The sequence below is a fragment of the Loigolactobacillus rennini DSM 20253 genome (assembly GCF_001436505.1).
GTDB classification, from domain to species: domain Bacteria; phylum Bacillota; class Bacilli; order Lactobacillales; family Lactobacillaceae; genus Loigolactobacillus; species Loigolactobacillus rennini.
Genome location: NZ_AYYI01000051.1, coordinates 1 through 26,041, shown reverse-complemented (window position 1 = coordinate 26,041; position 26,041 = coordinate 1). Strand labels below are relative to the sequence as shown.

27 protein-coding genes are annotated in these 26,041 nt (G+C 39.4%); 20 read left to right on the top strand and 7 right to left on the bottom strand.

Features of this window, described 5'->3' with window-relative positions; genetic code table 11:
• The coding region (locus FC24_RS11355; RefSeq protein ID WP_235807344.1) for an ISL3 family transposase at positions 1-1,342 on the bottom strand (1,342 nt) is incomplete at its 3' end.
• 246 nt (positions 1,343-1,588) lie between these two features.
• On the opposite strand from FC24_RS11355, the gene FC24_RS07560 reads away from it, so the two are divergent.
• The 6 genes from FC24_RS07560 to FC24_RS07535 all read left to right on the top strand — a co-directional run bounded on the left by FC24_RS07560 (position 1,589) and on the right by FC24_RS07535 (position 6,596).
• Positions 1,589-2,092, top strand: a complete 504-nt coding sequence (locus FC24_RS07560; RefSeq protein ID WP_057874284.1) for an RNA polymerase sigma factor — start codon at positions 1,589-1,591, stop codon at positions 2,090-2,092.
• Positions 2,089-2,382, top strand: a complete 294-nt coding sequence (locus tag FC24_RS07555) for a hypothetical protein (protein WP_057874283.1) — start codon at positions 2,089-2,091, stop codon at positions 2,380-2,382. The genes FC24_RS07560 and FC24_RS07555 overlap by 4 nt, the downstream gene beginning before the upstream one ends.
• Entirely contained in the window at positions 2,360-3,085 is a 726-nt protein-coding gene (locus FC24_RS07550) for an ATP-binding cassette domain-containing protein (protein ID WP_057874282.1), read from the top strand. Before FC24_RS07555 ends, FC24_RS07550 begins: the two co-directional genes overlap by 23 nt.
• The gene (locus FC24_RS07545) at positions 3,072-4,271 is read left to right on the top strand and encodes an ABC transporter permease (protein WP_057874281.1); all 1,200 of its coding nucleotides are present in this window, start codon (positions 3,072-3,074) and stop codon (positions 4,269-4,271) included. The genes FC24_RS07550 and FC24_RS07545 overlap by 14 nt, the downstream gene beginning before the upstream one ends.
• Positions 4,258-4,893, top strand: coding sequence for a hypothetical protein (locus FC24_RS07540; RefSeq protein WP_057874280.1), 636 nt, complete (start codon positions 4,258-4,260; stop codon positions 4,891-4,893). Before FC24_RS07545 ends, FC24_RS07540 begins: the two co-directional genes overlap by 14 nt.
• 341 nt (positions 4,894-5,234) lie before the next feature.
• A complete protein-coding gene (locus tag FC24_RS07535) occupies positions 5,235-6,596 on the top strand; it encodes an MFS transporter (protein WP_157059102.1) in 1,362 nt (453 codons plus the stop codon).
• A gap of 92 nt (positions 6,597-6,688) precedes the next feature.
• Here FC24_RS07535 and FC24_RS07530 read toward each other — a convergent pair whose 3' ends face one another.
• Together FC24_RS07530 and FC24_RS07525 are read right to left on the bottom strand one after the other, a co-directional pair.
• Positions 6,689-7,885 (bottom strand): toxic anion resistance protein, encoded by a 1,197-nt coding sequence (locus tag FC24_RS07530; RefSeq protein ID WP_057874278.1) that lies wholly within the window; start codon positions 7,883-7,885, stop codon positions 6,689-6,691.
• Positions 7,860-8,639 carry a 5-bromo-4-chloroindolyl phosphate hydrolysis family protein gene (locus FC24_RS07525; protein ID WP_235807343.1) on the bottom strand — a complete coding sequence of 260 codons (780 nt, stop codon included), beginning with the start codon at positions 8,637-8,639 and terminating at the stop codon, positions 7,860-7,862. The genes FC24_RS07530 and FC24_RS07525 overlap by 26 nt, the downstream gene beginning before the upstream one ends.
• Positions 8,640-8,836: 197 nt before the next feature.
• On the opposite strand from FC24_RS07525, the gene FC24_RS07520 reads away from it, so the two are divergent.
• The 9 genes from FC24_RS07520 (at position 8,837) to recD2 (ending at position 17,184) form a co-directional block, all read left to right on the top strand.
• Complete coding sequence (locus tag FC24_RS07520) at positions 8,837-9,388, top strand: NUDIX hydrolase (protein ID WP_057874277.1); 552 nt, start codon at positions 8,837-8,839, stop codon at positions 9,386-9,388.
• Entirely contained in the window at positions 9,388-9,600 is a 213-nt protein-coding gene (locus tag FC24_RS07515; RefSeq protein ID WP_057874276.1) for a hypothetical protein, read from the top strand. Before FC24_RS07520 ends, FC24_RS07515 begins: the two co-directional genes overlap by 1 nt.
• Positions 9,601-9,649: 49 nt before the next feature.
• Entirely contained in the window at positions 9,650-10,342 is a 693-nt protein-coding gene (locus FC24_RS07510) for a 5'-methylthioadenosine/adenosylhomocysteine nucleosidase (protein ID WP_057874275.1), read from the top strand.
• A 45-nt stretch (positions 10,343-10,387) separates the two neighbouring features.
• Positions 10,388-11,551: a cysteine desulfurase family protein gene (locus FC24_RS07505; RefSeq protein ID WP_057874274.1), complete on the top strand. Its 1,164-nt coding sequence runs from the start codon at positions 10,388-10,390 to the stop codon at positions 11,549-11,551.
• A gap of 21 nt (positions 11,552-11,572) precedes the next feature.
• Entirely contained in the window at positions 11,573-11,920 is a 348-nt protein-coding gene (locus FC24_RS07500) for a DUF1831 domain-containing protein (protein ID WP_057874273.1), read from the top strand.
• A 143-nt stretch (positions 11,921-12,063) separates the two neighbouring features.
• Positions 12,064-13,188: a tRNA 2-thiouridine(34) synthase MnmA gene (mnmA, locus tag FC24_RS07495; RefSeq protein ID WP_057874272.1), complete on the top strand. Its 1,125-nt coding sequence runs from the start codon at positions 12,064-12,066 to the stop codon at positions 13,186-13,188.
• A gap of 189 nt (positions 13,189-13,377) precedes the next feature.
• Positions 13,378-14,040 (top strand): histidine phosphatase family protein, encoded by a 663-nt coding sequence (locus FC24_RS07490; protein ID WP_057874271.1) that lies wholly within the window; start codon positions 13,378-13,380, stop codon positions 14,038-14,040.
• A 9-nt stretch (positions 14,041-14,049) separates the two neighbouring features.
• Positions 14,050-14,706, top strand: a complete 657-nt coding sequence (locus FC24_RS07485; RefSeq protein ID WP_057874270.1) for a tetratricopeptide repeat protein — start codon at positions 14,050-14,052, stop codon at positions 14,704-14,706.
• 9 nt (positions 14,707-14,715) lie between these two features.
• The gene (recD2, locus tag FC24_RS07480; protein WP_057874269.1) at positions 14,716-17,184 is read left to right on the top strand and encodes an SF1B family DNA helicase RecD2; all 2,469 of its coding nucleotides are present in this window, start codon (positions 14,716-14,718) and stop codon (positions 17,182-17,184) included.
• A 117-nt stretch (positions 17,185-17,301) separates the two neighbouring features.
• Here the strand turns inward: recD2 and FC24_RS07475 are convergent, their stop codons facing one another.
• The 3 genes from FC24_RS07475 to FC24_RS07465 form a co-directional block, all read right to left on the bottom strand.
• A complete protein-coding gene (locus FC24_RS07475) occupies positions 17,302-18,264 on the bottom strand; it encodes a diacylglycerol/lipid kinase family protein (RefSeq protein WP_057874268.1) in 963 nt (320 codons plus the stop codon).
• A 123-nt stretch (positions 18,265-18,387) separates the two neighbouring features.
• Complete coding sequence (rnjA, locus tag FC24_RS07470; protein ID WP_057874267.1) at positions 18,388-20,070, bottom strand: ribonuclease J1; 1,683 nt, start codon at positions 20,068-20,070, stop codon at positions 18,388-18,390.
• Positions 20,057-20,284, bottom strand: coding sequence for a DNA-directed RNA polymerase subunit epsilon (locus tag FC24_RS07465; protein WP_057874266.1), 228 nt, complete (start codon positions 20,282-20,284; stop codon positions 20,057-20,059). The genes rnjA and FC24_RS07465 overlap by 14 nt, the downstream gene beginning before the upstream one ends.
• A 341-nt stretch (positions 20,285-20,625) precedes the next feature.
• Here FC24_RS07465 and FC24_RS07460 point away from each other — a divergent pair, with 341 nt between their 5' ends.
• Positions 20,626-21,135, top strand: coding sequence for a hypothetical protein (locus FC24_RS07460; RefSeq protein ID WP_057874265.1), 510 nt, complete (start codon positions 20,626-20,628; stop codon positions 21,133-21,135).
• Between the two features lie 56 nt (positions 21,136-21,191).
• Here FC24_RS07460 and def read toward each other — a convergent pair whose 3' ends face one another.
• Positions 21,192-21,749 (bottom strand): peptide deformylase, encoded by a 558-nt coding sequence (def, locus tag FC24_RS07455; RefSeq protein ID WP_057874264.1) that lies wholly within the window; start codon positions 21,747-21,749, stop codon positions 21,192-21,194.
• Positions 21,750-21,944: 195 nt separating this feature from the next.
• Here def and FC24_RS07450 point away from each other — a divergent pair, with 195 nt between their 5' ends.
• The 4 genes from FC24_RS07450 (at position 21,945) to typA (ending at position 25,956) form a co-directional block, all read left to right on the top strand.
• The gene (locus tag FC24_RS07450) at positions 21,945-22,871 is read left to right on the top strand and encodes a Rossmann-fold NAD(P)-binding domain-containing protein (RefSeq protein WP_057874285.1); all 927 of its coding nucleotides are present in this window, start codon (positions 21,945-21,947) and stop codon (positions 22,869-22,871) included.
• Positions 22,868-23,146, top strand: coding sequence for a UPF0223 family protein (locus FC24_RS07445; protein ID WP_057874263.1), 279 nt, complete (start codon positions 22,868-22,870; stop codon positions 23,144-23,146). Before FC24_RS07450 ends, FC24_RS07445 begins: the two co-directional genes overlap by 4 nt.
• 8 nt (positions 23,147-23,154) lie before the next feature.
• Positions 23,155-23,934 (top strand): inositol monophosphatase family protein, encoded by a 780-nt coding sequence (locus FC24_RS07440; protein WP_057874262.1) that lies wholly within the window; start codon positions 23,155-23,157, stop codon positions 23,932-23,934.
• A 174-nt stretch (positions 23,935-24,108) separates the two neighbouring features.
• The gene (gene typA / locus FC24_RS07435; RefSeq protein ID WP_057874261.1) at positions 24,109-25,956 is read left to right on the top strand and encodes a translational GTPase TypA; all 1,848 of its coding nucleotides are present in this window, start codon (positions 24,109-24,111) and stop codon (positions 25,954-25,956) included.
• Positions 25,957-26,041: the final 85 nt, after the last annotated feature.

The following is a 26,041-nucleotide window of genomic DNA, read 5'->3' as shown; positions in this document are numbered from 1 at the left end:
GGATGTCCGTTTTTTTATCCCTAATTAAGTATACAAAAAATCTGCCATCAGTAATCATTAAATTGATTACCAACAACAGATATTGTAGAGCCCGAATTGGTTTCCTTTTTTTCGTTTTGAATGAAAATTCAATTAAAATGCGATCTCTGAAGTGTTGCCAATTGCGATAACCGTAAGCGGTGCGCTTGATTTGTTTAATTTTATGAATGATGCCTTCGATGCGGCCATTGGATAATGGCGAGCGCAGCGCGTTAATAATGGCTTTAGCTCTGGTATTAAAGGTTTTAAGTAACGTATTTAAAGCTAAATTTTGAGTTTTTGTTTTGAGTAATTTGATCAGTTTAGCCGGGTGATGATTGCGAATCGCTGCCGCTAACGCTTGGGCCACTTCATAAACCTGAGCGAATTCTGGCGCGATATTAATGCCTTGGGCAACGATTTGCGCTGCGGTTAACCGATCTTTTAAGTGTTTTCTCCAAAAAGGCCGTTTGGTTTCTAACTGCTCAAAGGGCTTGAGATAAAGTTTCCAATAATATTTAAGCAGCCGATACTGTCTGGAATGCCAATTAAACTGATGCATAACAGAAATTCTGATTTGATTAATCACCCGGTTTAGCATTTGAATTAAGTGAAAGCGATCCGCGATAATTTTGGCATTGGGGAAAAGGCGTTTAACAAAAGTGTGATAACTAGAATTAAAGTCTAAGACCACCGATTTAACAGCGCTACGGGCTGATAATGAATAACTCCGTTCAAAATGAGCGACAATATTTTTGGCAAAGCGGTCTGGTAATAAGGTGACTAAATCGCCGTTTTCGGCATTGATCGCTAAGAAACTCATTTGATGTTGGGTGGTTCTAACTTCGTCAAAAGACAGGTGTGTTGGTAAAGCAGCTTGCGGGTGTACCCATTGCTCGTGTAGTTCTGTGACGATGCGGTTGACGGAAACTGGCGAAATATTTAATGTCTGGGCGATGTGATCAACGGCTAAATCTTTAGCTAAATAGTTAATCAGGCTAAATTTCAATCTTTGCGTTAACTGCGCATGCTTTTTCACTAACTTAGTTTGCGCAATTGTTGAACGGTGGCAGGCTATGCATAAAAAGCGCTGCTTAGCGATTTGAAGCATAATGGGCTTATTATTAAAGGAAATATCACGGATATAGACGGTCTTAAAGCCGTTTTTGACCATGTTTCTGGTGTAACAATAAGCACAGACAGTGAGCCGATAAGTCAGTTTTCCCAGTACTCGATAAACTGCTTTTTCTTCAATTACTTGATTTATTTTTAAACTGGGGTCACTTTTAGTTAAATTATCTTGTATAATACCTTTATGGGACATATTATCATCTGCTTTCAATTGGGTTTTGGTCGACATGATTGTAGCATAAGGACGATGATATGTCCTTTTTGCGTGAAAAAAAGTGTCGACAAACAGTTTTTTCTGTTCATCCACACTTGTTATTGTAGAGCCGAACTTTTTTGCGTGAATATGGAAAGCATAAAGAGCTTTAATTTTAAAAAGGTGTAACATTCTAGGTATTAAATTCGTATTATAAGTGAAAGGGTAAAGCAGGAGGGGAAAGCGATGCAAGATGACGAAACACTTTTTAAGCAGGCGGCATTAAATGATGACCGCGCTGCTTTTGCACAACTAGTTAAGCTTTACCGCCTACCTGCCATCAATTACATTACCAAGATCATTAAAGATGACTATTACGCAGAAGATGTTGCCCAAGATGTTTTTGCCAAATTTTACTTTAAACGAAAAAGCATTTATCCGGTCCCTTCATTTCAGACTTATTTATTTAAATCTTTGAAAAATGCGGCGATCGATTGGCTGCGCAATCATAAAAAAATAGAAGAATTGAATTTAGCCAATTTTGATTTCCCAATTAAAGCGCAGGCCGAAACCTACTTACTTGAGGATCTAAAAAAATATTTAACGAATGAAGAGTATACATTGATCGTCTTACGTTTTTTCTTTGACTTGTCGTTTAAGGAAATTGCTGGTGTTATGCAGATTACTGCTGGCAACGCCAGAATCAGGTATAGCCGGCTTAAAAAGAAATTAAGGAGGCTTAGGAAATGAAGCCTAATAATGAGGAAAAAAATTTTCTCATCAGTATGTGGAATAAAGTGGATCAATTAGAAAAACTAGAAGCTCAAGCAATCGCCCGCAAACAAGTACAACGGCAGCGGCGGCTGGAAATTGGGTTGATTGGCCTTGTTGTACTGACTGCCGTAATTTTGATCGTCATGCAAGCAGATATCGGCCTGGTCATCGGTAGCCAAAGCGTTTTGCTGCTGCTGTGCTGGTGGTTTGACCTTAAGAAGAATACCAAAGGAGGGTGGCGTTATGACTCAAATTCGCGCCGTTAAATTAAGTAAACAATTTAAAACAAAAGTGGTTTTAAATCAGCTAAGCTTTACATTGACTGATGGGGTGGTCGGCTTATTAGGCCGCAATGGCGCAGGGAAAACCACGCTGATGAAGATCATCGCGACTTTATTGCGTCAAAGTTCTGGGGATGTTTTTATCAATGATATTCCGGTGACGAAAGTTAAGCAGATTCGGGAAATGATTGGTTATTTACCCCAAGATTTTCAATTTTACAATAACATGAAAGTCAATGATGCGCTCATTTATCTTGGGCTACTTTCGGAAATGCCCTTAGCGGCGTTAAAAATGCGGATCGAAATTTTATTGCAGCGCTTAAATTTGGAACAGTACGCCCACTACAAAATCAAGGAACTATCTGGTGGGCTGAAGCAGCGGGTCGGTATTGCCCAAGCCTTATTGAATGATCCGAAAGTATTGATCGTCGATGAGCCGACGGTCGGGTTGGATCCGGAAGAGCGGGACAACTTCCGGCGTTTTATTGGTGAATTAGGGCAGCGGCGAATCGTGATTTTTTCTACCCACATCGTTGAAGATATTGCCCACATTAGTGACCAGTTGTTGATCATTGATCAGGGGGGATTGATTTTTCAAGGGCAGACCACTGATTTTAGCCCAGAAAGGGAAGCACTTGAACCTAAGTATTTAGCGTTGATCAGGGGGGACCGTCATGAAGCTTTTTAAAACAGAATTGCTTTTATTTGTGAAAAGCCTTACTTTTATCGCCTTCTGCGTTGCCGCTTTTGCGTTTTATTTCACCCAATATCAAGGTAATGTTAATCGCCAAGTAGCCCACTTTCAGGAAAATACGGTTTATAATCCAGATAATTATTTAATGCGGCCTAGGCCAGGCAGTAATGACTATGGTAATACTGCACAAACGGACAAACGAAGCGTTATGAAAAATGCATTACTTGACTTGCAACAAGAATATCAAAATAACACTTTCCAAACGCGGCCAGTTATGTTTGTTAAAAATGTCCATTTAAAGCAAACAGACAAAAAGAAAGTGGATCAAATATTTAAGCATTTAACGGATCAGTCATTAACAACTTTCACACCAGCAAAAGCGAATTGGTCCCAGCTTGATCGCCAAGTTAGTTATAGTCGATTTAAGCAGGCAATGGGTAAAATTGATCATATTATTGGCGGTCAATCCGCTTATGTACCTAATCAGCTATTTGAATTTGGTAGCGGAAAGCCACTAAGCTATACAGCTGCTAAACATGCTTACCAAAAAAAGATGCGGATAGATCGTGTCAGTCGTAATTTTGCCCGGCTCTTTAGCGATTATCTTGGCATTATTATGCTTATATTCAGTGTTTTCCCGTTGATTCTTTATTATACTAAAGCGCAGCGGGAAAATTGCCAAGAATTATTGGACTTGAAACTTAAACCAACTTGGCAATACTTAGGGGTTAAGTATCTGACGACTGTATTGGTCCTTTATGGTTTTACATTATTGTTATCAATTTTTCCGGCAATACAGCTGCTCAAAGTTGGCCGGGTTTTACAGTTAAGTACTGATGGCTGGGCCTTTGTTAAAGCGACAACACTTTTTGTCCTACCGACGATCATGTTTATCAGCGCCTTGGCATTAGTATTAACACGGTTGTTTAAACCGGTGATTACTATGGCAATTATGGTGGTTTTTGGAATTTTTATTTTAAGCGTTACCGATATTGCTGGAGTTACCACCTGGTCACCTTTAATGCGGTTTAATGGTGATAGTAACTGGTCGACTTTTGCTTCTTTAAAACAAGCGATTTATCTTAACCGACTGTTTTATATTGGTCTCACTTTAATATTATTTTTAGTAGCAGTTTGGTTAAAATCTCGGCAAAGAAGGGGTGCATATGGACAACATTAACTATTTAGCACTGATTAAATACCAACATAAAATTATTATTGGCAAGCAATTACTAGCCGTTTTAATTTTATTTTTGCTGTTACCATTAATTGCTAGTTTTCAAGGAATCGATCTTTATGAGGCAGCTTCTATTACACAAAATTATGTAAGTATAATTGGGTTACTACTTATTGGAACGGTCAATTTTACTGAAAGTGGGCAGTCGTTTTCTCAATTGTTACGCAGTAAGCCAGTTTCAATCACAAAAATTTTATTGTTACGAGTGGGTTTAAGCATCTTTTATACGGCACTGATCATGTTTAGCTGGGTAATGTTTTTAAAACATTTTAATGCCCTGATTTCTGTCCCGCTATTTACAATTGCTGGTTTTTCCAGTGCATTACTTTGGGGTGGAATTGCTGGAAGCATTGCAGTTACGACTCGCAGTACTTATAGTGGCTTATTGATTGCATTGGCGATATATATTTATGTAGTTTTTGGAATGAGCTGCCGTGTCTGGTATTATCCATTGGCTTTAATTGTTTCTCCGATGATGTTAAAACTGATTACTGTCATAATTATATTTGTTGGATTAATTGTTCTATTTTCAGCATTAATAATAGATTATTGGCTTAGAAAGTAAAAATTGATGTTATTCTTAAAATGTCGATAAAAAATATGTTTTCGTCAATTGCTGTTGGCGGATTAAATTTTAAAAGTTCTAGTCACTTTGTGATTAGAACTTTTTTGCGTGAATTGTAGCGACTAGTTTTTTGCTGAACTAGCAGTTGATTAGTCCTTAATTTGAATTGCAAGTTACGTAAACAATGAGTATACTGGCTGAGATGATATTCATTTTTAGAAAAGGTGACTTTGGTGACACAGGAAACGTTAAAAGCGGAAAAACGAGTCCCATTACAAAAAAATCCGCAGGTACAAAAGAATCGCTGGTTGATTTTGATTGCGGTAGGTTTATTTACTTTTATGTCGACACTGGATGGTAGTATTGTAAATATTGCTTTGCCAGTGATGAGTAAAGATTTAAAAATTCCCATGAATCAAGCAGAATGGGTTGTTTCAATTTATTTAATGGTGGTTTGTGCCTTTTTGCTTTTATTCGGTAAATTAGGGGATGCTTTTGGCAAGATCCGTGTTTTTCGATTAGGGACTTTTTTATTTGTGTTAGGGTCATTACTGTGTGGATTTAATCGTAGTTTAATTTTTTTATTAGTGGCACGGGGATTACAAGCCTTTGGTGCCAGTATGACGATGAGCACCAATAATGGGATTATCACCGAAATTTTCCCGTTTAGTGAACGGGGGAAAGCTTTAGGTTTTATTGGCTCGTTTGTTTCTCTAGGGGCGATTGCTGGTCCAGGTATCGGTGGTTTAATCTTAGCGGTTTTACCTTGGGGCTACATTTTTTGGCTCAATGTGCCAATTGGAATTTTGACAATTATTTTAGGTCATTACATTTTGCCAGCAGATGTGACCTATCATCAGCAAAAAATTGATTATCCGGGTTTCATTTTATTTTTGTTGATGATCATGACATTGTTTGGTGGCATTTTCTTGGGTCAACAAATTGGTTTTACACATGGTTTGATTTTAAGTTTGTTTGTACTGGCGTTAGTTTGTTTTATTGGTTTTATTTGGTTTGAGCCGCGGCAACAAGCACCGTTAATTTCGTTTAAATTATTTCGTAATGGTGCGTTTACATTAAGCTTAATTGCTGGTTTTTTAATTTTTGTGACTAACTTTTTCTTCAATGTGATTGCACCGTTTTATTTGCAAAACGCACGGGGACTCTCGCCATCTTTGGCTGGCTATATTTTGATGATCTTTCCGATTGTACAAGTGATTGCTTCGCCATTAGCTGGCAGTATTTCTGACCGGATTGGGCCAGAATTATTAACTTTTATTGGTTTAGTGCTGATTTCTTTAAGCCAAATAGGTTACCTATTAATTGACTTGGCCACACCGATTTGGTTATTTATGACTTGTGTCGGCTTAGTTGGGTTAGGTAACGGTATTTTCCAAGCCCCTAATAACACGATGGTGATGAGTGCTGTCACTGAAGATGATTTAGGCATTGCAGGTGGCATCAATGCGTTAGCCCGTAATTTAGGGATGGTGTTTGGCATTTCGATTGCAACAACGGTTTTATTCAGTGCCATGAGTTATCGTTATGGGCAGCACGTCACTACCTATTTAACACAGCGGCCAGATATTTTTATTTATGGGATGCATTTATCCTTTATTGTATCGTTGCTGATTTGCTTAGTTGCGACGACGATTACTGGGGTCCGATTATGGCGGAAAAAGCGCTTGGCAAATGAAAAGTAAAGCTTGCAATTGCTAGATTAGATAATGGCAAACAAAAAGGGAGCGGCTCTATTAATGAGCTGCTCCCTTATTTTATGGGATTCCATTTTAAATTAATTTTGCTTTTTGTCGTGGGTTAAAGCTAACAGCTGATCACGCAGATTATTTTCCATTTGTCCCAATTCTAATTCTGCATTCTGTCGTTTTTCCCGGCCATCTTGTTGAATTTTCAACGTTTCTTGCAAGGTATCAACTAAATCGTTTTGGGTCTGTTTAAGCGTTTCGATATCTACTACGCCGCGTTCATTTTCTTTAGCCGTTTCAATTGAAGAAATTTTAAGCATTTGACTGTTTTTCTTCAATAAATCGTTAGTGGTTTCTGAAACTTGCCGTTGGGCAGTCACTGCTTCTTTTTGTTGTAACAACGTTAACGCAATGGCCACTTGATTTTTCCATAACGGAATTGCCGTATTAATTGAAGCTTGAATTTTCTCAGCTAGTACTTGATTAGTATTTTGGATTAAACGAATCTGTGGGGCCTGTTGAATGGTGATTTCGCGGGCCAATTTTAAATCATAGACCCGTTTATCCAAACGTTCTTCAAATTGGTTGAGATCATTAACTGCTTGTAGGTCCATTTGGTCACCACTTTGCTCAGCTTTTTGGCTGGCCTCTGGAATTAATTTAGTTTGTAATTCGGTCCGTTTTAATTCACCAGCAGCGATAAAGACATTTAAAGCATCAAAATAATCTTTGTTTTTTTGGTAAAGTTGTTCGAGCATCCGATTATCAGTTAACAAATTACTTTTTTCTTTATCCAATTTAACGGCGATGGTATCGATTTGCGCGCCGATCTTTTGGTATTTCGCTTGAATTTCAAAAATTGATTTGCGCACTTTACCGAACATTCTTTTGAAAATATTGCTATCTTCAGCTTTTAAATCATCAGGACTAGCTTCATTTAGGCGGTACATCAACTTAGAAAGTGCATCCCCAATGGCACCAGTATCTTGACTTTGGACTTTGCTCAACATACCTTGAGAAAATTCACCTAATTTTGTTTGTGCTTGCGCACCATAAGTCATCACTGATTGGGTGTCCGTCACATCGATTTGTTTAGCTAATTTTTGTGCATCTTGATATTGCTTAGCGTCTAGCCGCTCGATCATTTGCGGTTGTTGGTTTTTTGCATGATTATCAGTTTGTTGCGGGGTGTTTTGGTTGCTAAATGGATCTTGTAACAATTCATTTAAAACTGTGTTATCTGAAGTTGAAGTTTCTTGATTATTTTTCTTGTCCGTTTTGTCCATTAGAATTTTGCTCCTTTACGTCTGAATCAGCTTGGGCTTTTTTCATTGCCGCTTTTGCCAGTGACATATCAACATTGATATCGTTCAAATCGTCTGCCACTAGAATCTCGTAATCCGTACGGAATTGTTGCGCCAATTGTGTGATGACTTGTGCGCTTTTGTCTAAAATGGCATAAGTGTCTTTGTCTTTAACTTCATGCTGACTAATGGTATTGTATTTAGCCGTCAAATCTACCATCGTCGGTAGGTGCCGGTATAAGTAATCACTGGCAGCATGTAGTTTTTGTGGTTGCGCCACAATGGTTTTAAAAGTAGCTTGGCTGACTTTAACGGGTTCAAAGTGTAAGTTAATGGCTTTGAGCTTCGTTGTTTGCTGCATATTGTGAGCTAATTGATCAATTTGTTTTTTTGTGGTTGCCATAGTTTCCCGGAAAAAGCGGATATCATCATCAGACATACCAGCTTTTTGATAGTGCTTCAACATTTTGGTGTCGATAGTTTTTACCTTCTTTTTTGGTTTTGAGGTAAAAAAGATCAGCCAAACTAACCAAGTGATTAGTAATGCACCAATGAAGGCAAGGAAAGATACCGGTGAAGCATGGTGCATGCCCATCATCCCCATACCCATCATGCCAGTACCCATTCTAACCGGCATACAGCTTGTTAAAAATGAACGTAATAGATAGAAGCTGGCAATAAAAACAAGCAGACTGACTAGCCAGCGACGACCTTGTGTATTCTTTTTTATTTTCACTATTGTCAACTCCATTTCGTGACCATTAGATGTTAATTTCATTTTACCACAGACATTTTTATAGCAGCTACGTCTAAAGATTGATTTTCAACTAAACCTGTTTGCTGATTATAATAAAGATAATTGAATTTAGAAATTATTATCGGTATCATGATAATAATGGGTTTTCTACATTAATTTAGACTGAAGGCGAAAATATGGAATTTGCGGAGAAGCGGCTAGAAAATCAACATCTTTATCAAGGTAAAATGATAGATTTAGATTTGGAAACGGTGGCGCTGCCCAATGGTAAAAAGGCACAGCGCGAAATTGTCCGCCATCCTGGAGCTGCCGCGGTAATGGCTGTGACAAATGATCAACGAATGGTTTTTGTTGAACAATGGCGTGAGCCTTTACAACAAGTGACTTGCGAAATTCCAGCGGGTAAAATTGATTCCCGAGATGATTCAGCAGAGGCGGCAGCTTGGCGCGAATTAAATGAAGAAGCTGGTTATACTGCCACTAAGTTAACTTTACAAAGTCGATTTTATTCTTCACCTGGTTTTGCCAATGAACGGATGTATTTATATTGGGCAGAAAATATCCAGCCGGTAAATGAACGGCTAGCTATGGATCCAGATGAATTTTTACGAGTACATTTATTAACAATGGCACAAGCGCAAAAGCAGATTGATGCAGGTTTAATTTGTGATGCAAAAACATTATTAGCAGTTGAATTTTGGAAGGCAAAAATGAGGGATGTAAACTGATGGATAAGCAAGAACAACCACTTAGTCGTGCTGCCTACCGGAAGCAAAAAGCAGCTGCCAGCCAAGCACCTAAGCTTAAGTCACGCCGGCAGCAAACTGAAGTGCCTGAGCAACCCCAAGATAATTCTCGTTTAAAACGACGGTTAAACTGGGCAATCGGTATTGTTGTGGTGTTAATTATTTTAGTCTATTTGGTTTTATTTTTTGTTTAATTAACCAGTAATGTCATTATCTTAATGGCGACTTGAGAGGGGTAATTTTTTGAAAATCGGTATTATCGGAGCAATGGAAGAAGAAGTTCAATTATTGAAATCAAAAATGTCACATTTAAATCAGCACCAAATTGCTGGTGTTGATTTTTATGAAGGTGAAATTAGCCAACAAACTGTGATTTTAGTCCGGTCGGGAATTGGCAAAGTACAAGCGGGAATGACCACAGGTCTACTATTAGCGCAATATGCCCCCGACGTTGTTTTAAATACAGGCTCGGCTGGCGGTATTGGCCAAGGGCTTAAAATTGGTGATGTGGTGATTTCGAGTGAAGTAGCCTATCATGATGTGGATGCAACGGCGTTTGGTTATGTCATTGGCCAACTGCCACAGCAACCTGCTCGCTTTAAAGCTGATCCAGACTGGGTGGCCCGAGTACAGCGTGCAGCAGCAGCCGTTAAATTGGCTTCACGGACCGGATTAATTGTTTCGGGAGACCAGTTTGTTTCTAGTCAAGCTGCTAGTAAAAAGATTCTAGCTAACTTTCCTGGTGCGCTAGCTAGTGAGATGGAAGGTGCTGCAATCGGTCAGGTGGCGACACAATTCAAAGTACCATTTGTTGTTATTCGTGCAATGAGTGATGTTGGCGATGAGGATGCAGGTGTTATTTTTGATGATTTTGTAGTAAAAGCTGGTCAACATTCTGCGGCGATGATTCTAGCTTTATTAGCGCAGTTGGCTTAATTTTTGAGTAAGAAAAATAGCAATGATGAAAAAGAGGCAAAAATGATGAAGCACGTTTATTTAGATAACGCTGCGACAACACCGATGGCGCCTGCAGTGATTGATGAGATGACGCAGCAAATGCGAGAAAATTTTGGAAATGCGTCGAACACACACTATTTTGGCCGGCGTGCACGGCAAGTTTTAGATGCGAGTAGGCAAGTAATGGCACACAGTATCAATGCAGCTGAAACTGAAATAGTGTTTACCAGTGGTGGTAGTGAAAGTGATAATACTGCAATTATGCAAACAGCTTTACAACGTCAAAATTTGGGACATCACATCATTACGACTGCGATTGAGCACGAAGCAGTATTAAAACCACTGAAATATTTACAAGCACATGGCTTTGAAGTCACGTATTTGCCAGTTGACCAGCAGGGACTGATTTCCTTAGCTGATTTTAAGGCCGCATTACGTGACGATACGATTTTAGTTACGATTATGACAGGAAATAATGAGGTTGGCAGTCACATGCCGATCCATGAAATTGGTAATATATTGAAGGATCATCAAGCGTGGTTCCACACTGATGCAGTGCAAGCCTATGGGTTGCTGGATATCGATGTTAAGCGGGACCATATTGATCTGTTGTCAGTGTCAGCACATAAATTAAATGGTCCTAAATTCCTAGGCTTTTTATATCGGCGCCAAGGAATTAATTTTCCAAGTTTGATTAAAGGCGGCGATCAAGAAGATAAGCGGCGGGCTGGTACGGAAAATATCCCCGCAATTGCTGGTTTTGCTAAGGCCGTTGAGATTGATACTACTGCTGAAAAACATGCGCGGCAAGCCCGTTATGCGGCGTTTAAGCAACAAATTATTGCCGGTTTAAAGGCTAATCAGATCGATTTTGCGGTTAATGGCAGCCTAGACTCAGATAACTTACAACATGTTTTAAATCTGTGGATTAAGGGTGTTTCCACTTATGTTTTACAGACCAATTTAGATCTTGCTGGTTTTGCAGTGTCAGGTGGCTCGGCGTGCACCGCTGGCAGTCTAGAACCTTCTCACGTCTTAACTGCCATGTACGGCGCTGATAGTCCAAGAGTTGAAGAATCAATTCGAATTAGTTTTGGCAAAGACAATACAGCAGCAGAAGTTGATCAATTTATTACTGCGTTGGTAAAGATTATTAAGCGTGTGAAAAAAACAGCCTCAGTAAATTAATTTTTTAAGGAGTGATTGGTAATGGCATTTGCAGAAACAGCATCAGTGAAAGGTAATCCCACTGTTTATGCATTGAGTCCACAAATTAAGAAATATACATTACGCGATGTTGGGTTTAGCCTGACGCGTGCAGGTAATTTTCAGCTCGAACGGCCCCTTGATCCTAGTTTGCCTTATAACCAAGCCATTAAATTAAAAATAACCGTGGCAAAAGATTTAAAGACATTTAAAATGGCTGTGACAACTGGTAACGGTTTACAAACGATCAATATTTTTAAACAAGCACAACAAAAAGATAAAGTGACACAATTTAATTTTGTGATTGAAAACTTATTGAAACGGCAAGTTTTAGAAATCAAAAAAGCTTAAATAGTTAAATTGAAACTAGCTTCTATTTACTTACCTTTAGTTAGCTTGCATTCTCAACATTGCTTGCTATAATGATAAGTACTGAATAACGCGACCTTCAAATCGTGGATTTTTCAGAATCTATTTGAAATGATGGTGATTTCATGAATGATAATGCCGATACGCGCGTTGTAGTCGGGCTATCTGGCGGCGTTGATTCGACAGTCGCAGCTTTACTGCTTAAGCAGCAAGGCTATGATGTTGTCGGTGTCTTTATGAAAAATTGGGATGATACTGATGAAAATGGTGTTTGTACAGCCACGGAAGATTTCAAAGATGTGGTTAAAATCGCCAATCAAATCGGTATTCCTTATTATTCAATTAATTTTGAAAAAGAATACTGGAACCGGGTATTTACTTATTTCTTAGATGAATACCAACATGGTAGGACGCCTAACCCAGATGTCATTTGTAATAAAGAAATCAAATTTAGAGCCTTTTTAGATTATGCTTTAGATTTAGGTGCAGATTACATTGCTACTGGGCACTATGCACGGATTAAGCGTGATCCAGATGGTACCGCGCACATGCTACGCGGTGTTGATGAAAATAAAGATCAAACTTATTTTCTCAGTCAACTTTCGCAACAGCAATTAGCTAAAGTCATGTTTCCGTTAGGTGATATGAAAAAGCCACAGGTCCGTGAAATCGCAGCAAAATATGGGCTAGCAACAGCTAAAAAGAAGGATTCAATGGGGATTTGTTTTATTGGTGAGAAAAACTTTAAGCAGTTTTTAAGCCATTATTTACCAGCACAGCCAGGTAAGATGATGACTGTTGATGGTGAGGTAAAAGGTACCCATGACGGCTTGATGTACTATACTATTGGTCAGCGGCAAGGTTTAGGTATCGGCGGAAACGGTACTTCAAATGAGCCTTGGTTTGTCATTGGCAAAGACTTAAAGACAAATACGTTATATGTTGGCCAAGGATTCCATAATCCACATTTATATGCGACGCACCTTAAGGCTTCAAAATTTAGTTTTACAACTGATTTTGATCGGGGTGATACCTTTCACGTAACCGCTAAGTTCCGTTATCGGCAGCAGGATACAGGTGTTACCGTGCATATGAGCGCAGATCGGCAAAATGCAACCATTGAGTTTGACGAGCCAGTTCGGGCCATTACACCTGGGCAAGCAGTAGTTTTATATGATGGTGCAGAGTGTTTGGGTAGTGGCACGATTGATGTGGCTTACAACCAGACACGGTCATTACAATACGTTTAGTGCACATTAAATAAAGGCGTGTTGAAATAAAGAAGCATTGAAAAGTTGGCACAGTTAGCTGCGCCAACTTTTTTATATTCGTAAAAGTTGTCATGGCAGCTAAGGTCTAGTTGTTTTGGCTTAATGGCTTGAATTCAATGGTTAAATTCCGCATAATGAATAGGAGAGCAACAGAAAGGGATACTTGTTTTGACAAAATTATTTTTTGTACGCCACGGTAAAACACAATGGAATTTGGAAGGACGCTATCAAGGCGCCAATGGTGATTCACCATTGTTGGCCGAAAGTTATCGGGAAATTGAAGATTTAGCTGCTTTTTTGCGACCAAAACAATTTAATGCTATTTATACTAGTCCGTTAAAACGAGCTAAGACCACAGCTTTAACTTTAGCTGCTAAATTGCCTGGTCATTTACCCGTAGTGGTTGATCAACGACTGCGTGAATTTGATTTAGGCAAAATGGAGGGGATGAAGTTTACGGATGTTGCCAAACATTATCCCCAAGAGCTCTATGCTTTTCGGCATGCACCGGCACAATATGATCCAACCTTGATTCAGGGTGAATCGTTCCCGCAATTGATTAAGCGGATGAAACCAGCGATCAACGATATTGTGAAACAAGATAGTAGTGGTGCTGGTCAATACATTATTGTCAGTCATGGTGCAGCCTTGACGGCATTGATTCAATCTTTATTAGGAACGCCTTTAGCAGATTTACGTAAACATGGTGGTTTAGCTAATACCAATGTGACGACAATTGAAACAACAGACCATGGTGCCAGTTATCAATTGTTAAAATGGAATGACACACATTTCTTAAGTAAAAAATTAGATAAAACAGATACGATCTAGGTGATTATTTTGCAGCGTAAAAGTCAAGCGCTTTGGATAAAAGGAGACAAGCAAGGCGCCGTTAAAATTTTAGTGGCGGCGATTAAAAAAGCACCAAGCCAATTGGACAATTATTTGGAATTAGCAGCTTATTTAAATGCGCTTCAAGATGTAACTCAGGCGGAAAAATTACTGCGTAGCGCTTTAGTACGCTTCCCTCATAATCAAGATATCTATTATAGTTTAGGTACCACGTATTATGCAGCAGCAAGTTACTCGCGGGCGCTCAGTGAATTTAAAAAAATAACATTGCCGCGGTTGCAAAATGATAAATTATACATGTTAGCATCGACATATTATGCCCAAAAGGATTACGGACACGCATTAGCTTTTGCAGTGACTGCCCAGCAACGCCAACCTAAGCAAGTCGATGTGAATTTATTGGCAGGAGATTGTTTTTTAGCAATCGGTGATTTTTCTCATGCGGAAACTTATTATCGACAAGCATTAGATCAAGCACCGGCCAGCGCACCTGCCAATTTTAAATTGGGTTTGACTGCAATGGCGCAAGGTAAATCTAATGCTGCTTATTTTAAGCAAGCTAAAAAGCAAGATGCGGCTTATTTTGCACGAGAAAAGCATAAATTAACCGATATTGAACGTTATTTAAAAGCTCAGCAAAAATGAGGTTGTGAGATGTCAGAACAAGAATTACCATTATTTAATGAAGATCAACAGCCTTATGTGATAGGAAAGGTCAGTGCCATCTTTTTTAAAAATCCCACTAATTTTTATCAAGTCGTGTTGATTAAAGTTAGTGAAACCAGTTTTGACTGGCCAGAGGATGACATTGTTGTCACTGGTAGCTTTGGTGATCTTAAAGAAGAAGAAACTTATCAATTTTTTGGCCAGCTAATTAACCATCCAAAATATGGGCGGCAATTCCAAGCTGCTAACTATCAATTGAATAAACCGACGACGGCCGCAGGTTTAATCAACTATTTATCAAGTGAAAAGTTCAAAGGAATCGGTGAAAAAACTGCACAGAAAATTGTTGCCACTCTGGGAACCGATGCCATTGATAAAATTTTAGCGGATTCTAGCGTGTTAGCGCCTTTAAAATTACCACAGACTAAAATTGAGACATTAGTCGCGACGTTGACAGCCAATAACGGCCTTGACCAAATTATTATCGGCTTAAACGGCTATGGGTTTGGTAGTCAGTTAGCGTATACCATTTATGAGCATTATCAACAAGATACGTTAAAGGTAATTACTGAAAACCCCTACCAGCTAGTTAATGATATTCCCGGTGTTGGTTTCAAAAAAGCAGATAATATTGCATTGAAACAAGGTGGCGCAGCTGATGCGCCTGAACGAATTCAAGCAGCAATTTTACAAGTGATGACAGAGTTAACGCAAAGTAATGGTGATACTTATACTACTGCGCAACCCTTGTTAGCGGCTAGCTTACGCCTGCTACAGGAAACTCGGCAAGTAACCATTGAACCAGACAAAGTAGCACAACAATTTATCGAATTAGCTAACCAAGGGCAATTAGTTGGTGACGAAAAACGGATTTATTTGCGCTCACTCTATCAAGCAGAATGGCAAATTGCAGAAAATTTGTATCGTTTGGAACATGACCAAGAAGCACCGACTTATCCAGGACATCATTTGGATAAAGAAATTCGGCGGCTAGAAAAACTTTTTGGCATCACTTATGGTAAATCACAAGTTGCTAGTATCAAAGCCGCACTACAGCACCGTGTTTTCCTGCTAACGGGTGGGCCTGGTACCGGTAAAACTACGATTATTAATGCAATTGCCAGTTTGTATGCCGAATTGAATGGTCTATCACTAGATCCTAATGATTATAAAGATCAAGACAAAGTTTTTCCAGTATTGTTAGCGGCACCGACTGGGCGCGCAGCAAAAAGGATGAGTGAATTAACAGATATTCCTGCTAGTACAATCCACCGCCTGCTGGGACTTACTGGTCGTGAGAGCAGTCCGGATGTTGCCACCAAAGAATTGGAGGGTGGCTTACTCATCATTGACGAGATGTCAATGGTGGACACTTATTTGTTTAAAATGCTAGTTCACGCTGTGCCCAGCACGATGCAGATCATCTTAGTCGGAGATAAAGACCAATTGCCTTCTGTTGGGCCAGGCCAAGTTTTTTACGATTTGTTAAACAGTCATGTTTTACCCAGCGACGAGCTTAGTGAAATTTACCGCCAAGATGATGCTTCTTCAATTATTCCTTTGGCCCATGCGATTAAGCAAGGTCATTTACCAGCAGATTTTACTCAAAATAAGGTGGATCGTTCTTTTATCGCCTGCAATGCTTATCAAGTTGAGTCAGTGATTACGCAAGTGGTAACCAAGGCCAAACAAAAGGGATTTAAAACACAGGATATTCAAGTGTTAGCACCTATGTATCGTGGTGTGGCTGGGATTAACCGGTTAAATCTTGAAGTACAGAAAATTTTGAATCCACCACGTTCTGCGCAAGCTAAAGCCATTCAATTTCGCGGTCAGACTTTTAGGATAGGGGATAAAGTCCTCCATTTAGTAAATAGTCCAGAGCAAAATGTTTTTAATGGTGACATTGGTGAAATTGTTAGTATTCAATTGGCTAAGGATCCAACCAATCAGGATCATAGCGATAAAATGGTGATTCGGTTTGATGCAACAGAAGTGACTTATGATCGGACAGATTGGGGCAAAATAACGCTGGCTTTTTGCACTTCTATTCATAAAGCGCAGGGCAGCGAATTTCAATTGGTTATTTTACCGATGGTTCACCAATATCAACGGATGTTACAACGGAACTTGCTTTATACAGCAGTTACGCGGGCAGAGAAATTGTTGATTTTGATTGGGGAAAAACAAGCTTTTGCTGATAGTGTCGCTCATGAGTCAATCAATCGGCAAACGACTTTAAAGCAACGGCTGCAAAGCACATTTAAAGCAGAATCTGCACCTCAGATTGCTGATGCTGCAGCGACTTACCAAGCAAAAGCGACTGATTCAAAAACTCAATCCGCTCAATCCTCTACTGATTTTATTTTGACTACGGCATTGATTGATCAGCACCAAATTGATCCTATGATTGGGATGGCACAATTAAAGCCGCGTGATTTTATGACATCTAAGTAGGGTGTTATTGAGTTGTCCCACAAATTTGTTACTTCTAGAAAATAGTTAAAACGACGTCACCCATTAAAATGGATGGCGTCGTTTTGTTATAGATCTGTTAGTTGCTGCAAATTAATCCTAGGTTTGAGGCACAAACCAAAAGGCTTGCCGAGTCACATTAAATTCTAAATCAAAAGCACGTTTTCCTAAATCTTCACCATCCGCTTGGCCATATTCAGCTTGTGGCGACTGAATACGCAGCTTTTTTAGATGATAATGGTGGACCAAGGGCATCTTGATGTGCCATTGCCCTAAAAACATTAACATAAATAGAAAAATAAAATAAAAGGCATTGGCTTTTTCCATGATGACTAGATCTAAATGATGATTGTAAACGGAGGCGCTGGCTAATAAGGGGACACCACCGCCAAAATAAGGGTAGTTAGTCGTCGTGACGACAAAGCCACGTTGAAAAGTGTGCTGTTGCTGGGCAGTTGTAATTTTGACCGGGAAGCTTTTTTGAGTGAAAAAGGCTTTGATCAATGACGTTAAGTAAGCAAATGAGTTTGCATGGTATTTATTTAAGTGATTTTTAGTGCTGGTCCGGTTAGTAATATGAACGACGTTTGCATCAAAACCGATACCAATATTATTGGTGAAGAAAGTGACTGTTTTTTTCTGGTGATCAATGCAGCGGCCAATGTCTAGAGTGATTGGTTGTTGTGCCTTTAAAACTTGGTTTAAAGCTTGTCGGGCATTGGTGGTAATGCCTGCGCCACGAGCAAAATCGTTACCAGAGCCGCACGGAATGTAGGCGAGGGGGATGCGGTGATCAGCTGCTTTTTGCAAGCCATTCAGTGCTTCGTGCAAAGTACCGTCACCTCCTAAGACTAATAAAATTGGTGGTTGAGATTGCTGTTGGCATTTTAGCGCTAACTGGTAGGCTAATTGGGTTGCATGCCCAGGTGCTTGGGTGTGATTAGCAGCATAGTGAATTTGTTTTTGTTTGAGGATTGGTGCTAATTGTTGCCAAGTTCTGCGCGTACGGCCACCACCTGCAAAGTTATTGATAATGATGTAGTAAAATTGTCGGGACGGCACATCAGCCACTTCTTTCTATATTAAAGATAAAAGTAGTGCCATAAGAGGAGATTTCCATCTTATGGCACAAGATTGCTTCGATTAATTTAAAAATTAATGAATGGAAGTTAATTAGCGTTAATTCTAAACAGTGACTAGCATTGGTAAGATCATCGGGTGGCGTTCCGTTTTGGCAAACAGAAATTCTTGCAGTTCATCAATAATAGCCTCGCGAATTTTACCTTCAGTTACTTTATCTTCGTTTTTAAAAACATTGCGAATCATATGGTATGCTCGCTTTTGACCTTTATTGATCAATTCGCCAGATTCTCGCATGTAGACAAAACCACGAGAAAGAATGTCAGGGCCGGCTAATACTTGTTTCTTCTTAAGGTTAAGGGTGGCAACGACAATGACGATACCTTCCTCTGATAAAACGTGCCGGTCATGTAAAACCACATTACCAATGTCACCAATGCCACTACCATCTACGTAAACGTCACCAGCAGAGAAATGCCCAGCAACACGCGCAGAATCACGGGTTAAAGCAAGTACATCACCATTTTCTAAAATAAAGCTATTTTTTTGTGGAATGTGCGTTTGTTCAGCTAATTCAGTATGCAATTTTAGCATTCTGTATTCACCGTGAATGGGCATAAAGAATTTTGGCTTCATTAAGCGTAACATTAATTTTTGCTCTTCTTGACCACCATGTCCGGAAGTGTGTACGTTATTAACCCGTCCATGAATAACATTAGCACCAGCTTCAGATAATTCATTGATGACGTGATTGACACTAGTCGTATTGCCTGGAATTGGGTTGCTAGAGAAAACGACTGTATCATCAGGTTGAATGGAAATTTGCCGGTGAGTACCATTAGCAATGCGGCTTAAAGCTGCCATGGGCTCACCTTGTGAACCGGTACAAAGGATCATAGTTTTATTGGCTGGTAATTGGTTGATTTCATTGCCATCAACAAGACTATCTTCAGGAATGTTTAAATAGCCAAGCTCAGTACCATTCACAATGGCATTTTGCATACTGCGTCCAAAAACTGCAATTTTACGGCCGGCCTGTAATGCTGCATCACTTGCTTCTTTAATCCGAGAAATGTTCGATGCAAAAGTAGCGAAAATAATACGACCATCGATTTTATCGATAATGTGACGCAGTGATTGTTCAACAAAACGTTCAGATTTAGTGAAGCTAGGAATTTCAGCGTTAGTACTATCTGACATTAAACAGAGCACGCCATCTTCACCTAAACGAGCCATTTTTTGAAAATTTGGTGCTGGTTGATCACCGACTGGCGTTAAATCAAATTTATAATCACCAGTTTCAACGATGGTACCTTGTGGCGTTTTTACTGCGACGCCTAAAGTGTCAGGAATCGAGTGTGTTGTCCGGAAAAATGACACACTTGTTTTACGAAATTTTAAGACCGTGTCCTCATTAATCTCATGCAATTCAGCATTACGCAATAAACCGCGTTCTTCTAATTTGCCTCGAATTAACGCCAAAGCCAGTGGGCCTGCGTAAATTGGCACATTCATTTTTTGTAATAAGAAAGGAATGCCACCGATATGGTCTTCGTGGCCATGGGTGATGACTAAAGCTTTAATTTTGGATAAGTTCGCTAAAGCGTAAGCATAGTCGGGGATAACATAATCAATTCCTAGCAATTCATCTTCTGGAAATTTAATGCCACAGTCAATCAAAATGATTTCATCCTGAAATTGAACGCCGTACATATTTTTGCCGATTTCGCCTAAGCCCCCCATGGCGAAAACAGCAGTTTCATTATTTTTAACGTTAAGCTTTTTCATCGCTAAACTCCGTTAATTTAAAATTAGGGCTCTTTTTTTCGTATTCCAAATGGTTACCGGTCAATTCTTGAATGTATTCAATATTATAGGGGGTTTGTGCTTCAATAATTGAACGTGCGGTAACTGCATCTTTGGCTTCCATGTACAGTGTTTGAGTTGTTTCACGCCGTGGTGCTGTCTTTTTGTTTGCTTGGTAAAGTACCTTGAAAATCATAGCAATAAATCGCTCCTTTAAAATTTTAATCAAAACTAAAAGTAGTCTAAGTTTATTTTAAACAACATAAAAAGCGTTGGTTACCAATAAATATTTTGGTTACCAATCTAAGCCGCATGCTTAAAAAACCCACATTATGGTGGGGCTACTTTAAACAACATTGAATTATTTATCCGAACAAGTGGTTGTTAAAACAACGTATGGCTAAATTTTAGCATAAAATGTTTAATAAGTATACTAATTGCTAAACCAGTGCGCAAGCTTTCCTCTAGCTAGTAAACTATGGTAAAGTGAACTTAAGTAAATTGTTGCCGCTATCACTTTTAAAGAAGGAAAAAACCATGACTATTTTAACGGCTGTAATGCTCATCGTGTTAATTATTGGGTTATTGTTTGTTGGCTTAGTTGTTCAACGATTGCGCCGTAATCGCGCGTTGCGTTTATTGCAAAACGCTAGTAAAAAGATAACTGATCAGGCTGTACAAACAGCCGTTAGTCAATTGGTTCAGCAACAGCGACTACCGGCTGCTACGTTGACAAATCTGCACTCACAAATTGTTGCTGATGTTTGGGGGCGCGGGGTATTGGTTTTTAGTTATGCACTACCATTGCCCACGTTTACGACGGCACAAGCCCGTCACTTAAAGCCAGAATTAACCCAAGCTTTAATTGCAGCAGCACAAAAACAAGGGTTAACAACTTTTAAAACAGCTCACACCGTATTTGCAGTGTCTGATATTTGGTTGTTAAAGGGACAATTACATTTTGATGTCGCCTATTTACGTAATCAGGCAACAATTAATTATGTTCAGGATATGCGTAAGTTAAGTGTTGAAAAAGGCACCAATTAAAAAAGCCTGCGGTAGTTGCTTTACCGCAGACAATTTTACAGCTTGATGTGTGGATGTTATTCAATAATTAAGTCTTCGTCTTTCATTGAAAATGGTTGTTTATCGTTGATGTGATCGTAAAATAAAATACCATGTAAGTGGTCAATTTCATGTTGGCAAACGATCGCAGGGTAGTTCTTTAACCGAATTTTATGTTGTTTGCCGTCGAGATCATAGTAGCGTAATGTAATCCGATCGTGCCGAACCACATAGCCGGGTACATTTTCATCAACGGATAAACAGCCTTCACCTTCGGCTAAAGCTGCACCTTGTACAGAGTGGCTGATGATAACTGGATTAACTAATGTGTCTTTAAATAAGATTTTTTTATCTTCAGGGCCCGGAACTAATACTGAAGCCATTTGTAATGACACATTAACCTGTGGTGCGGCTAATCCAACACCTGCGCGTAGATGATACTTGGCAGCAATTTCTGGATCCTGACTGTTTTCTAAAAAAGTCATCATATCATGGCCTAATTGCCGTTCTTCTTGGCTCAACGGGAAAGTTAACTTTTTGGCTTCTTGGCGTAGCGTTGTTTTACCATCCCGGATAATGTTTTTCATTGTGATCAACTTACCTTACCTCCGCTTTATGACAATTCTACAGAATAGTTTAGCATAATTTTTTAATAAAAAGAAAGTTGCTTGAATTTTAACGTTAAATTTTTGAATTTTACTAGTTCTAGCTTAAAATAAGAAATAGCAGGTTTTGATTTAAACAGAGGGGGCATGGCAGCCATTATCTAAAATGATAGTGTGCTGGTAAAAATGAAAAAGGATGTCATCATTTGTGGTAGTGCTGAATGTGTTTATGCAGCTGCATTAGCCTGCCTATTAACAAATTTCCAACTGTCGATCAGTTTGTACTGTACTGACGAACTTGCTGCAGGGCGCTTTCAAGAATTAGCCAGTGCTGCAGATTTGCAAGCAAATGTTTCAATGAAGCGCGCAGAAGCTGCTGATTTTAAGGCTGCTGATTTGTTATTGATTACTGATTTAAAGGCCTTTTCAAGTGACACAAAAGTTGAATCTGATATTCAGGCTAATTTAACGCTTTTTCAGCGTTTAATTGCTACTGCAATGGGCAATGGTTTTGCCGGTAAAATTTGTAGTTTGCAGAAATATGACGCTTTATTCGTTTATTTTGCTTGGCGTTTTTCTGGTTTGCCGCAAAATGATATACTAGGCCTTGGGACTTTCCCGTTAACTTTATTATTGGAAAGATTGCTACAAAAGCAGTTACATGTTGGTGCACATGATGTACGCGCTTATGTGATCGGCACCCAGAATCGGCCAACCATTGCTTGGAGTCGAGCTTATGTCGGCGTTGCACCAATTTTAAAATTAATGGCCAGTGAAGAAATTGCCTTTGATGCAGATAAGATGACGCAGTTAGAAAAACGTGTGCAGACTGAAAGTCAGGTGACGCAATTTGCGTTACAAGCGGTCTGTTTACAAACTGTGTTACGCGCGCTGCTGTTTTCCGGTGGTTTACTTGCACCTTTTACTACTTTGCACACGAAAGAAGCAAATCAAACGCTAGCTTATAGTATGCCAGTATATCTTGATCATACCGGTGTTCGTCAGGTAGCACCGTTGGTTTTAAGCAAAACTGAGCAAAGTGAAATTGAGGAAATTATTACAGCAACACGAGGTGCAATCACAAAAATTGAGCAAGGAGATTTAAGGGCGTGAATTTAAAAAATTATCAATACCCATTAGATTCAGATTGGACTAAACCAGAAATTATTCAAGTGATGCGTTTTTATCAATCGGTTGAACAAGCTTATGAACACCAATGTTCCGTGGCAGCCTTTAAGCAAGCTTATCAAGACTTTAAACAAATTGTCCCAGATAAAGCTGGTGAGAAACGTTTAGGACGTGAGTTTGAGCAAGTATCCGGGTATTCAATTTATCAAGCCGTACAAGCTGTTAACAAAGCGACTGGCAAACAATTTAAATTGAGGTGAAGGGTTTAATGCAAAAATTAGAAATTAAAGCGATTAATACAGATATTCAGCGTTGGTTAGCAGTTGCCGCTGATAATGTCCGACAACATTTAAGTGAACAATTACAAGTGCAAACAAAGTCTGGTCGGAATGATTTAGTCACAAAGTTTGATAAAGTAACAGAACGTTTTTTTGTCGAGCAGATTAGACAAAACTTCCCCCATGATAAGATTGTCAGCGAAGAGGGGTTTGGCGATCAAGTGCATAACATGCAAGGCCGGGTTTGGTTTATTGATCCTATTGACGGCACTTTAAACTTCGTTCGGCAGCGGCATAATTTTGCAATGATGCTGGCGTTATATGAAAATGGTCATAATGTGATTGGCTATATTTTAGACGTGATGAGCGGTGATTTATTATGGGGTGGTCCAGAGATTGGCTTATATTTAAACGAAAAAGCAATCACCAAGCCAGATAATAAGAAATTGGCAGCTGGTTTATTCGGTGTTAACGGCCCGATGTTTGCCTACAATAAAGAAAATATACAAGAGATTGCACTAGCAAGTTCTGGTGCAAGAATCCTTGGCAGCGCTGGCCTGGAATTTTACCAAGTCGTTTTAGGCCGGCAAGTTGGTTATGCTTCACGATTAGCGCCTTGGGATTTCGCTGCAGGGAAAATTTTAGCAGAAACAGCCGGCTTATCAGTCACAACAATTGACGGCAGGCCGATCAATATGCTAAAATCCCAAGTTGTGTTAGCAACAACGCACCGTGCGTTTGCCGAGATTCAAAAAATGCGTCAAGCGTAAAGTGAATTAAGTAAGCAACTGAGCTGTGGCGTTAACCACAGTTTTTTTATTGGCTTAACTGAAACAGTTAGTTATTTTCTGAAAAAAACTGCGCACTAGCGGCTTTTTCTGGTATAATATGCTGTTGAGTATCAATTTCGTCTGAAATTTATGAATGCGAAAGGAACGAGTAGAGTGAAACGTAGAGATGATATTCGCAATATTGCCATTATTGCGCACGTTGACCATGGTAAAACAACCTTAGTTAATGAAATGTTAAAACAATCTGATACCTTAGATGAACATATTCACTTACAAGATCGGGCTATGGATACGAACCCGATTGAAAAAGAACGTGGTATCACGATTTTATCTAAAAATACAGCGGTTGATTATCACAACACTAAGATCAATATTTTAGATACACCAGGACACGCGGATTTTGGTGGTGAAGTAGAGCGGATCATGCGGATGGTTGATGGTGTTTTATTAGTTGTCGACGCCTTTGAAGGCACTATGCCACAAACACGATTTGTTTTAAAGAAAGCATTAGATCAACATTTAACACCAATTGTTGTTATTAATAAAATTGACCGGCCAGGTGCACGTCCTGAGGAAGTTGTCGATGAAGTCTTAGATCTGTTCATTGAATTGGGTGCTGACGATGACCAGTTAGAATTCCCTGTAGTTTATGCTAGTGCGATTAATGGTACAACTAGCATGGATTCTGATCCTGCTAAGCAAAAACATACTATGAACCCATTATTTGACACCATTCTTAAAACAATTCCTGCGCCAGTTGATAACTCTGACGAACCGTTACAGTTCCAAGTTGCGATGCTGGACTACAACGAATACGTTGGTCGGATTGGTATCGGTCGAATTTTCCGGGGAAAGATCAAAGTGGGCGATCAAGTTTCGGTCTTGAAACTTGGCGGTCAAGCTAAAAATTTCCGGGTCACTAAATTATTTGGGTTCTTTGGTTTGAAGCGAATGGCGATTAATGAAGCCAAAGCTGGTGATTTGATTGCTGTTTCTGGGATGGAAAATATTTTCGTCGGCGAAACAGTCACACCAGTTGATCATCAAGACGCTTTGCCAGTACTAAGAATAGATAAGCCAACCTTGCAGATGCAATTTGTCACCAATGATTCACCATTTGCTGGCCAAGATGGCGATTTTGTGACGGCTAGAAAATTAGAGGAACGTCTGAAACGGCAATTGCAAACCGATGTTTCTTTGCGGGTCGATGATACAGATTCTGGTAATGCTTGGACAGTTTCTGGACGTGGGGAATTGCATTTATCCATCTTAGTCGAAGAATTAAGACGTGAAGGTTATGAATTACAGTTATCGCGTCCACAAGTTATTTACCGGACAATTGATGGGGTTGTCAGTGAACCGTTTGAACAAGTCGTCATTGACACACCTGAAGAATATACTGGTACGATTATTGACTCGCTTTCACAACGTAAAGGTGAGTTACAAAATATGGAAAGCCAAGGCAATGGTCAAAGTCGGTTAACATTCTTGGCGCCTTCACGTGGTTTAATCGGTTATTCTTCTGAATTTCTTTCACAAACAGGTGGTTATGGTATTATGAACCATACCTTTGCTAAATACATGCCAGTGATTAAGAATTGGGAACCAGGCCGGCGTAATGGTGCTTTAGTGTCAATTAATGCTGGTAAAACAACCACTTATAGTCTAGAAGGTATTGAAAGCCGTGGTGAACTATTTATGGGTGCTGGTGTTGACATCTATGAAGGTGAAATTGTTGGTCAAAGTAACCGGGAAACTGATATTTCGGTTAATGTTACTAAAGGTAAAAAAATGACGAACACACGGGCATCAGGAAAGGATCACTCTTCTGCCATTGCAACACCACGGAAGATGACACTTGAAGAATCCATTGAATTCTTAAATGATGATGAATACTGTGAGGTTACGCCAAAGAGTATTCGTTTACGTAAAAAGATTTTGCAAACTGGTGAACGTGAACGGGTAGCTAAGCGGCATAAAATTGCAGCAAAAAAGGGATAATTAATTAAAAATCAGGGCAGATGCCCTGATTTTTGGAAGTTTGTCAAATGGTGTTGAAGGATAGTTTCTATCCTTTGGAGATCTC

What these genes read in the sequence shown, in the direction of transcription:
- FC24_RS07560 (WP_057874284.1), top strand. Translation starts at nt 1,589, where the DNA reads ATGCAAGATGACGAAACACTTTTTAAGCAGGCGGCATTAAATGATGAC.
- FC24_RS07555 (WP_057874283.1), top strand. Translation starts at nt 2,089, where the DNA reads ATGAAGCCTAATAATGAGGAAAAAAATTTTCTCATCAGTATGTGGAAT.
- FC24_RS07550 (WP_057874282.1), top strand. Translation starts at nt 2,360, where the DNA reads ATGACTCAAATTCGCGCCGTTAAATTAAGTAAACAATTTAAAACAAAA.
- FC24_RS07545 (WP_057874281.1), top strand. Translation starts at nt 3,072, where the DNA reads ATGAAGCTTTTTAAAACAGAATTGCTTTTATTTGTGAAAAGCCTTACT.
- FC24_RS07540 (WP_057874280.1), top strand. Translation starts at nt 4,258, where the DNA reads ATGGACAACATTAACTATTTAGCACTGATTAAATACCAACATAAAATT.
- FC24_RS07535 (WP_157059102.1), top strand. Translation starts at nt 5,235, where the DNA reads ATGTCGACACTGGATGGTAGTATTGTAAATATTGCTTTGCCAGTGATG.
- FC24_RS07530 (WP_057874278.1), bottom strand. Translation starts at nt 7,885, where the DNA reads ATGGACAAAACGGACAAGAAAAATAATCAAGAAACTTCAACTTCAGAT.
- FC24_RS07520 (WP_057874277.1), top strand. Translation starts at nt 8,837, where the DNA reads ATGGAATTTGCGGAGAAGCGGCTAGAAAATCAACATCTTTATCAAGGT.
- FC24_RS07515 (WP_057874276.1), top strand. Translation starts at nt 9,388, where the DNA reads ATGGATAAGCAAGAACAACCACTTAGTCGTGCTGCCTACCGGAAGCAA.
- FC24_RS07505 (WP_057874274.1), top strand. Translation starts at nt 10,388, where the DNA reads ATGAAGCACGTTTATTTAGATAACGCTGCGACAACACCGATGGCGCCT.
- FC24_RS07500 (WP_057874273.1), top strand. Translation starts at nt 11,573, where the DNA reads ATGGCATTTGCAGAAACAGCATCAGTGAAAGGTAATCCCACTGTTTAT.
- mnmA (WP_057874272.1), top strand. Translation starts at nt 12,064, where the DNA reads ATGAATGATAATGCCGATACGCGCGTTGTAGTCGGGCTATCTGGCGGC.
- recD2 (WP_057874269.1), top strand. Translation starts at nt 14,716, where the DNA reads ATGTCAGAACAAGAATTACCATTATTTAATGAAGATCAACAGCCTTAT.
- rnjA (WP_057874267.1), bottom strand. Translation starts at nt 20,070, where the DNA reads ATGAAAAAGCTTAACGTTAAAAATAATGAAACTGCTGTTTTCGCCATG.
- FC24_RS07465 (WP_057874266.1), bottom strand. Translation starts at nt 20,284, where the DNA reads ATGATTTTCAAGGTACTTTACCAAGCAAACAAAAAGACAGCACCACGG.
- FC24_RS07460 (WP_057874265.1), top strand. Translation starts at nt 20,626, where the DNA reads ATGACTATTTTAACGGCTGTAATGCTCATCGTGTTAATTATTGGGTTA.
- FC24_RS07450 (WP_057874285.1), top strand. Translation starts at nt 21,945, where the DNA reads ATGAAAAAGGATGTCATCATTTGTGGTAGTGCTGAATGTGTTTATGCA.
- FC24_RS07440 (WP_057874262.1), top strand. Translation starts at nt 23,155, where the DNA reads ATGCAAAAATTAGAAATTAAAGCGATTAATACAGATATTCAGCGTTGG.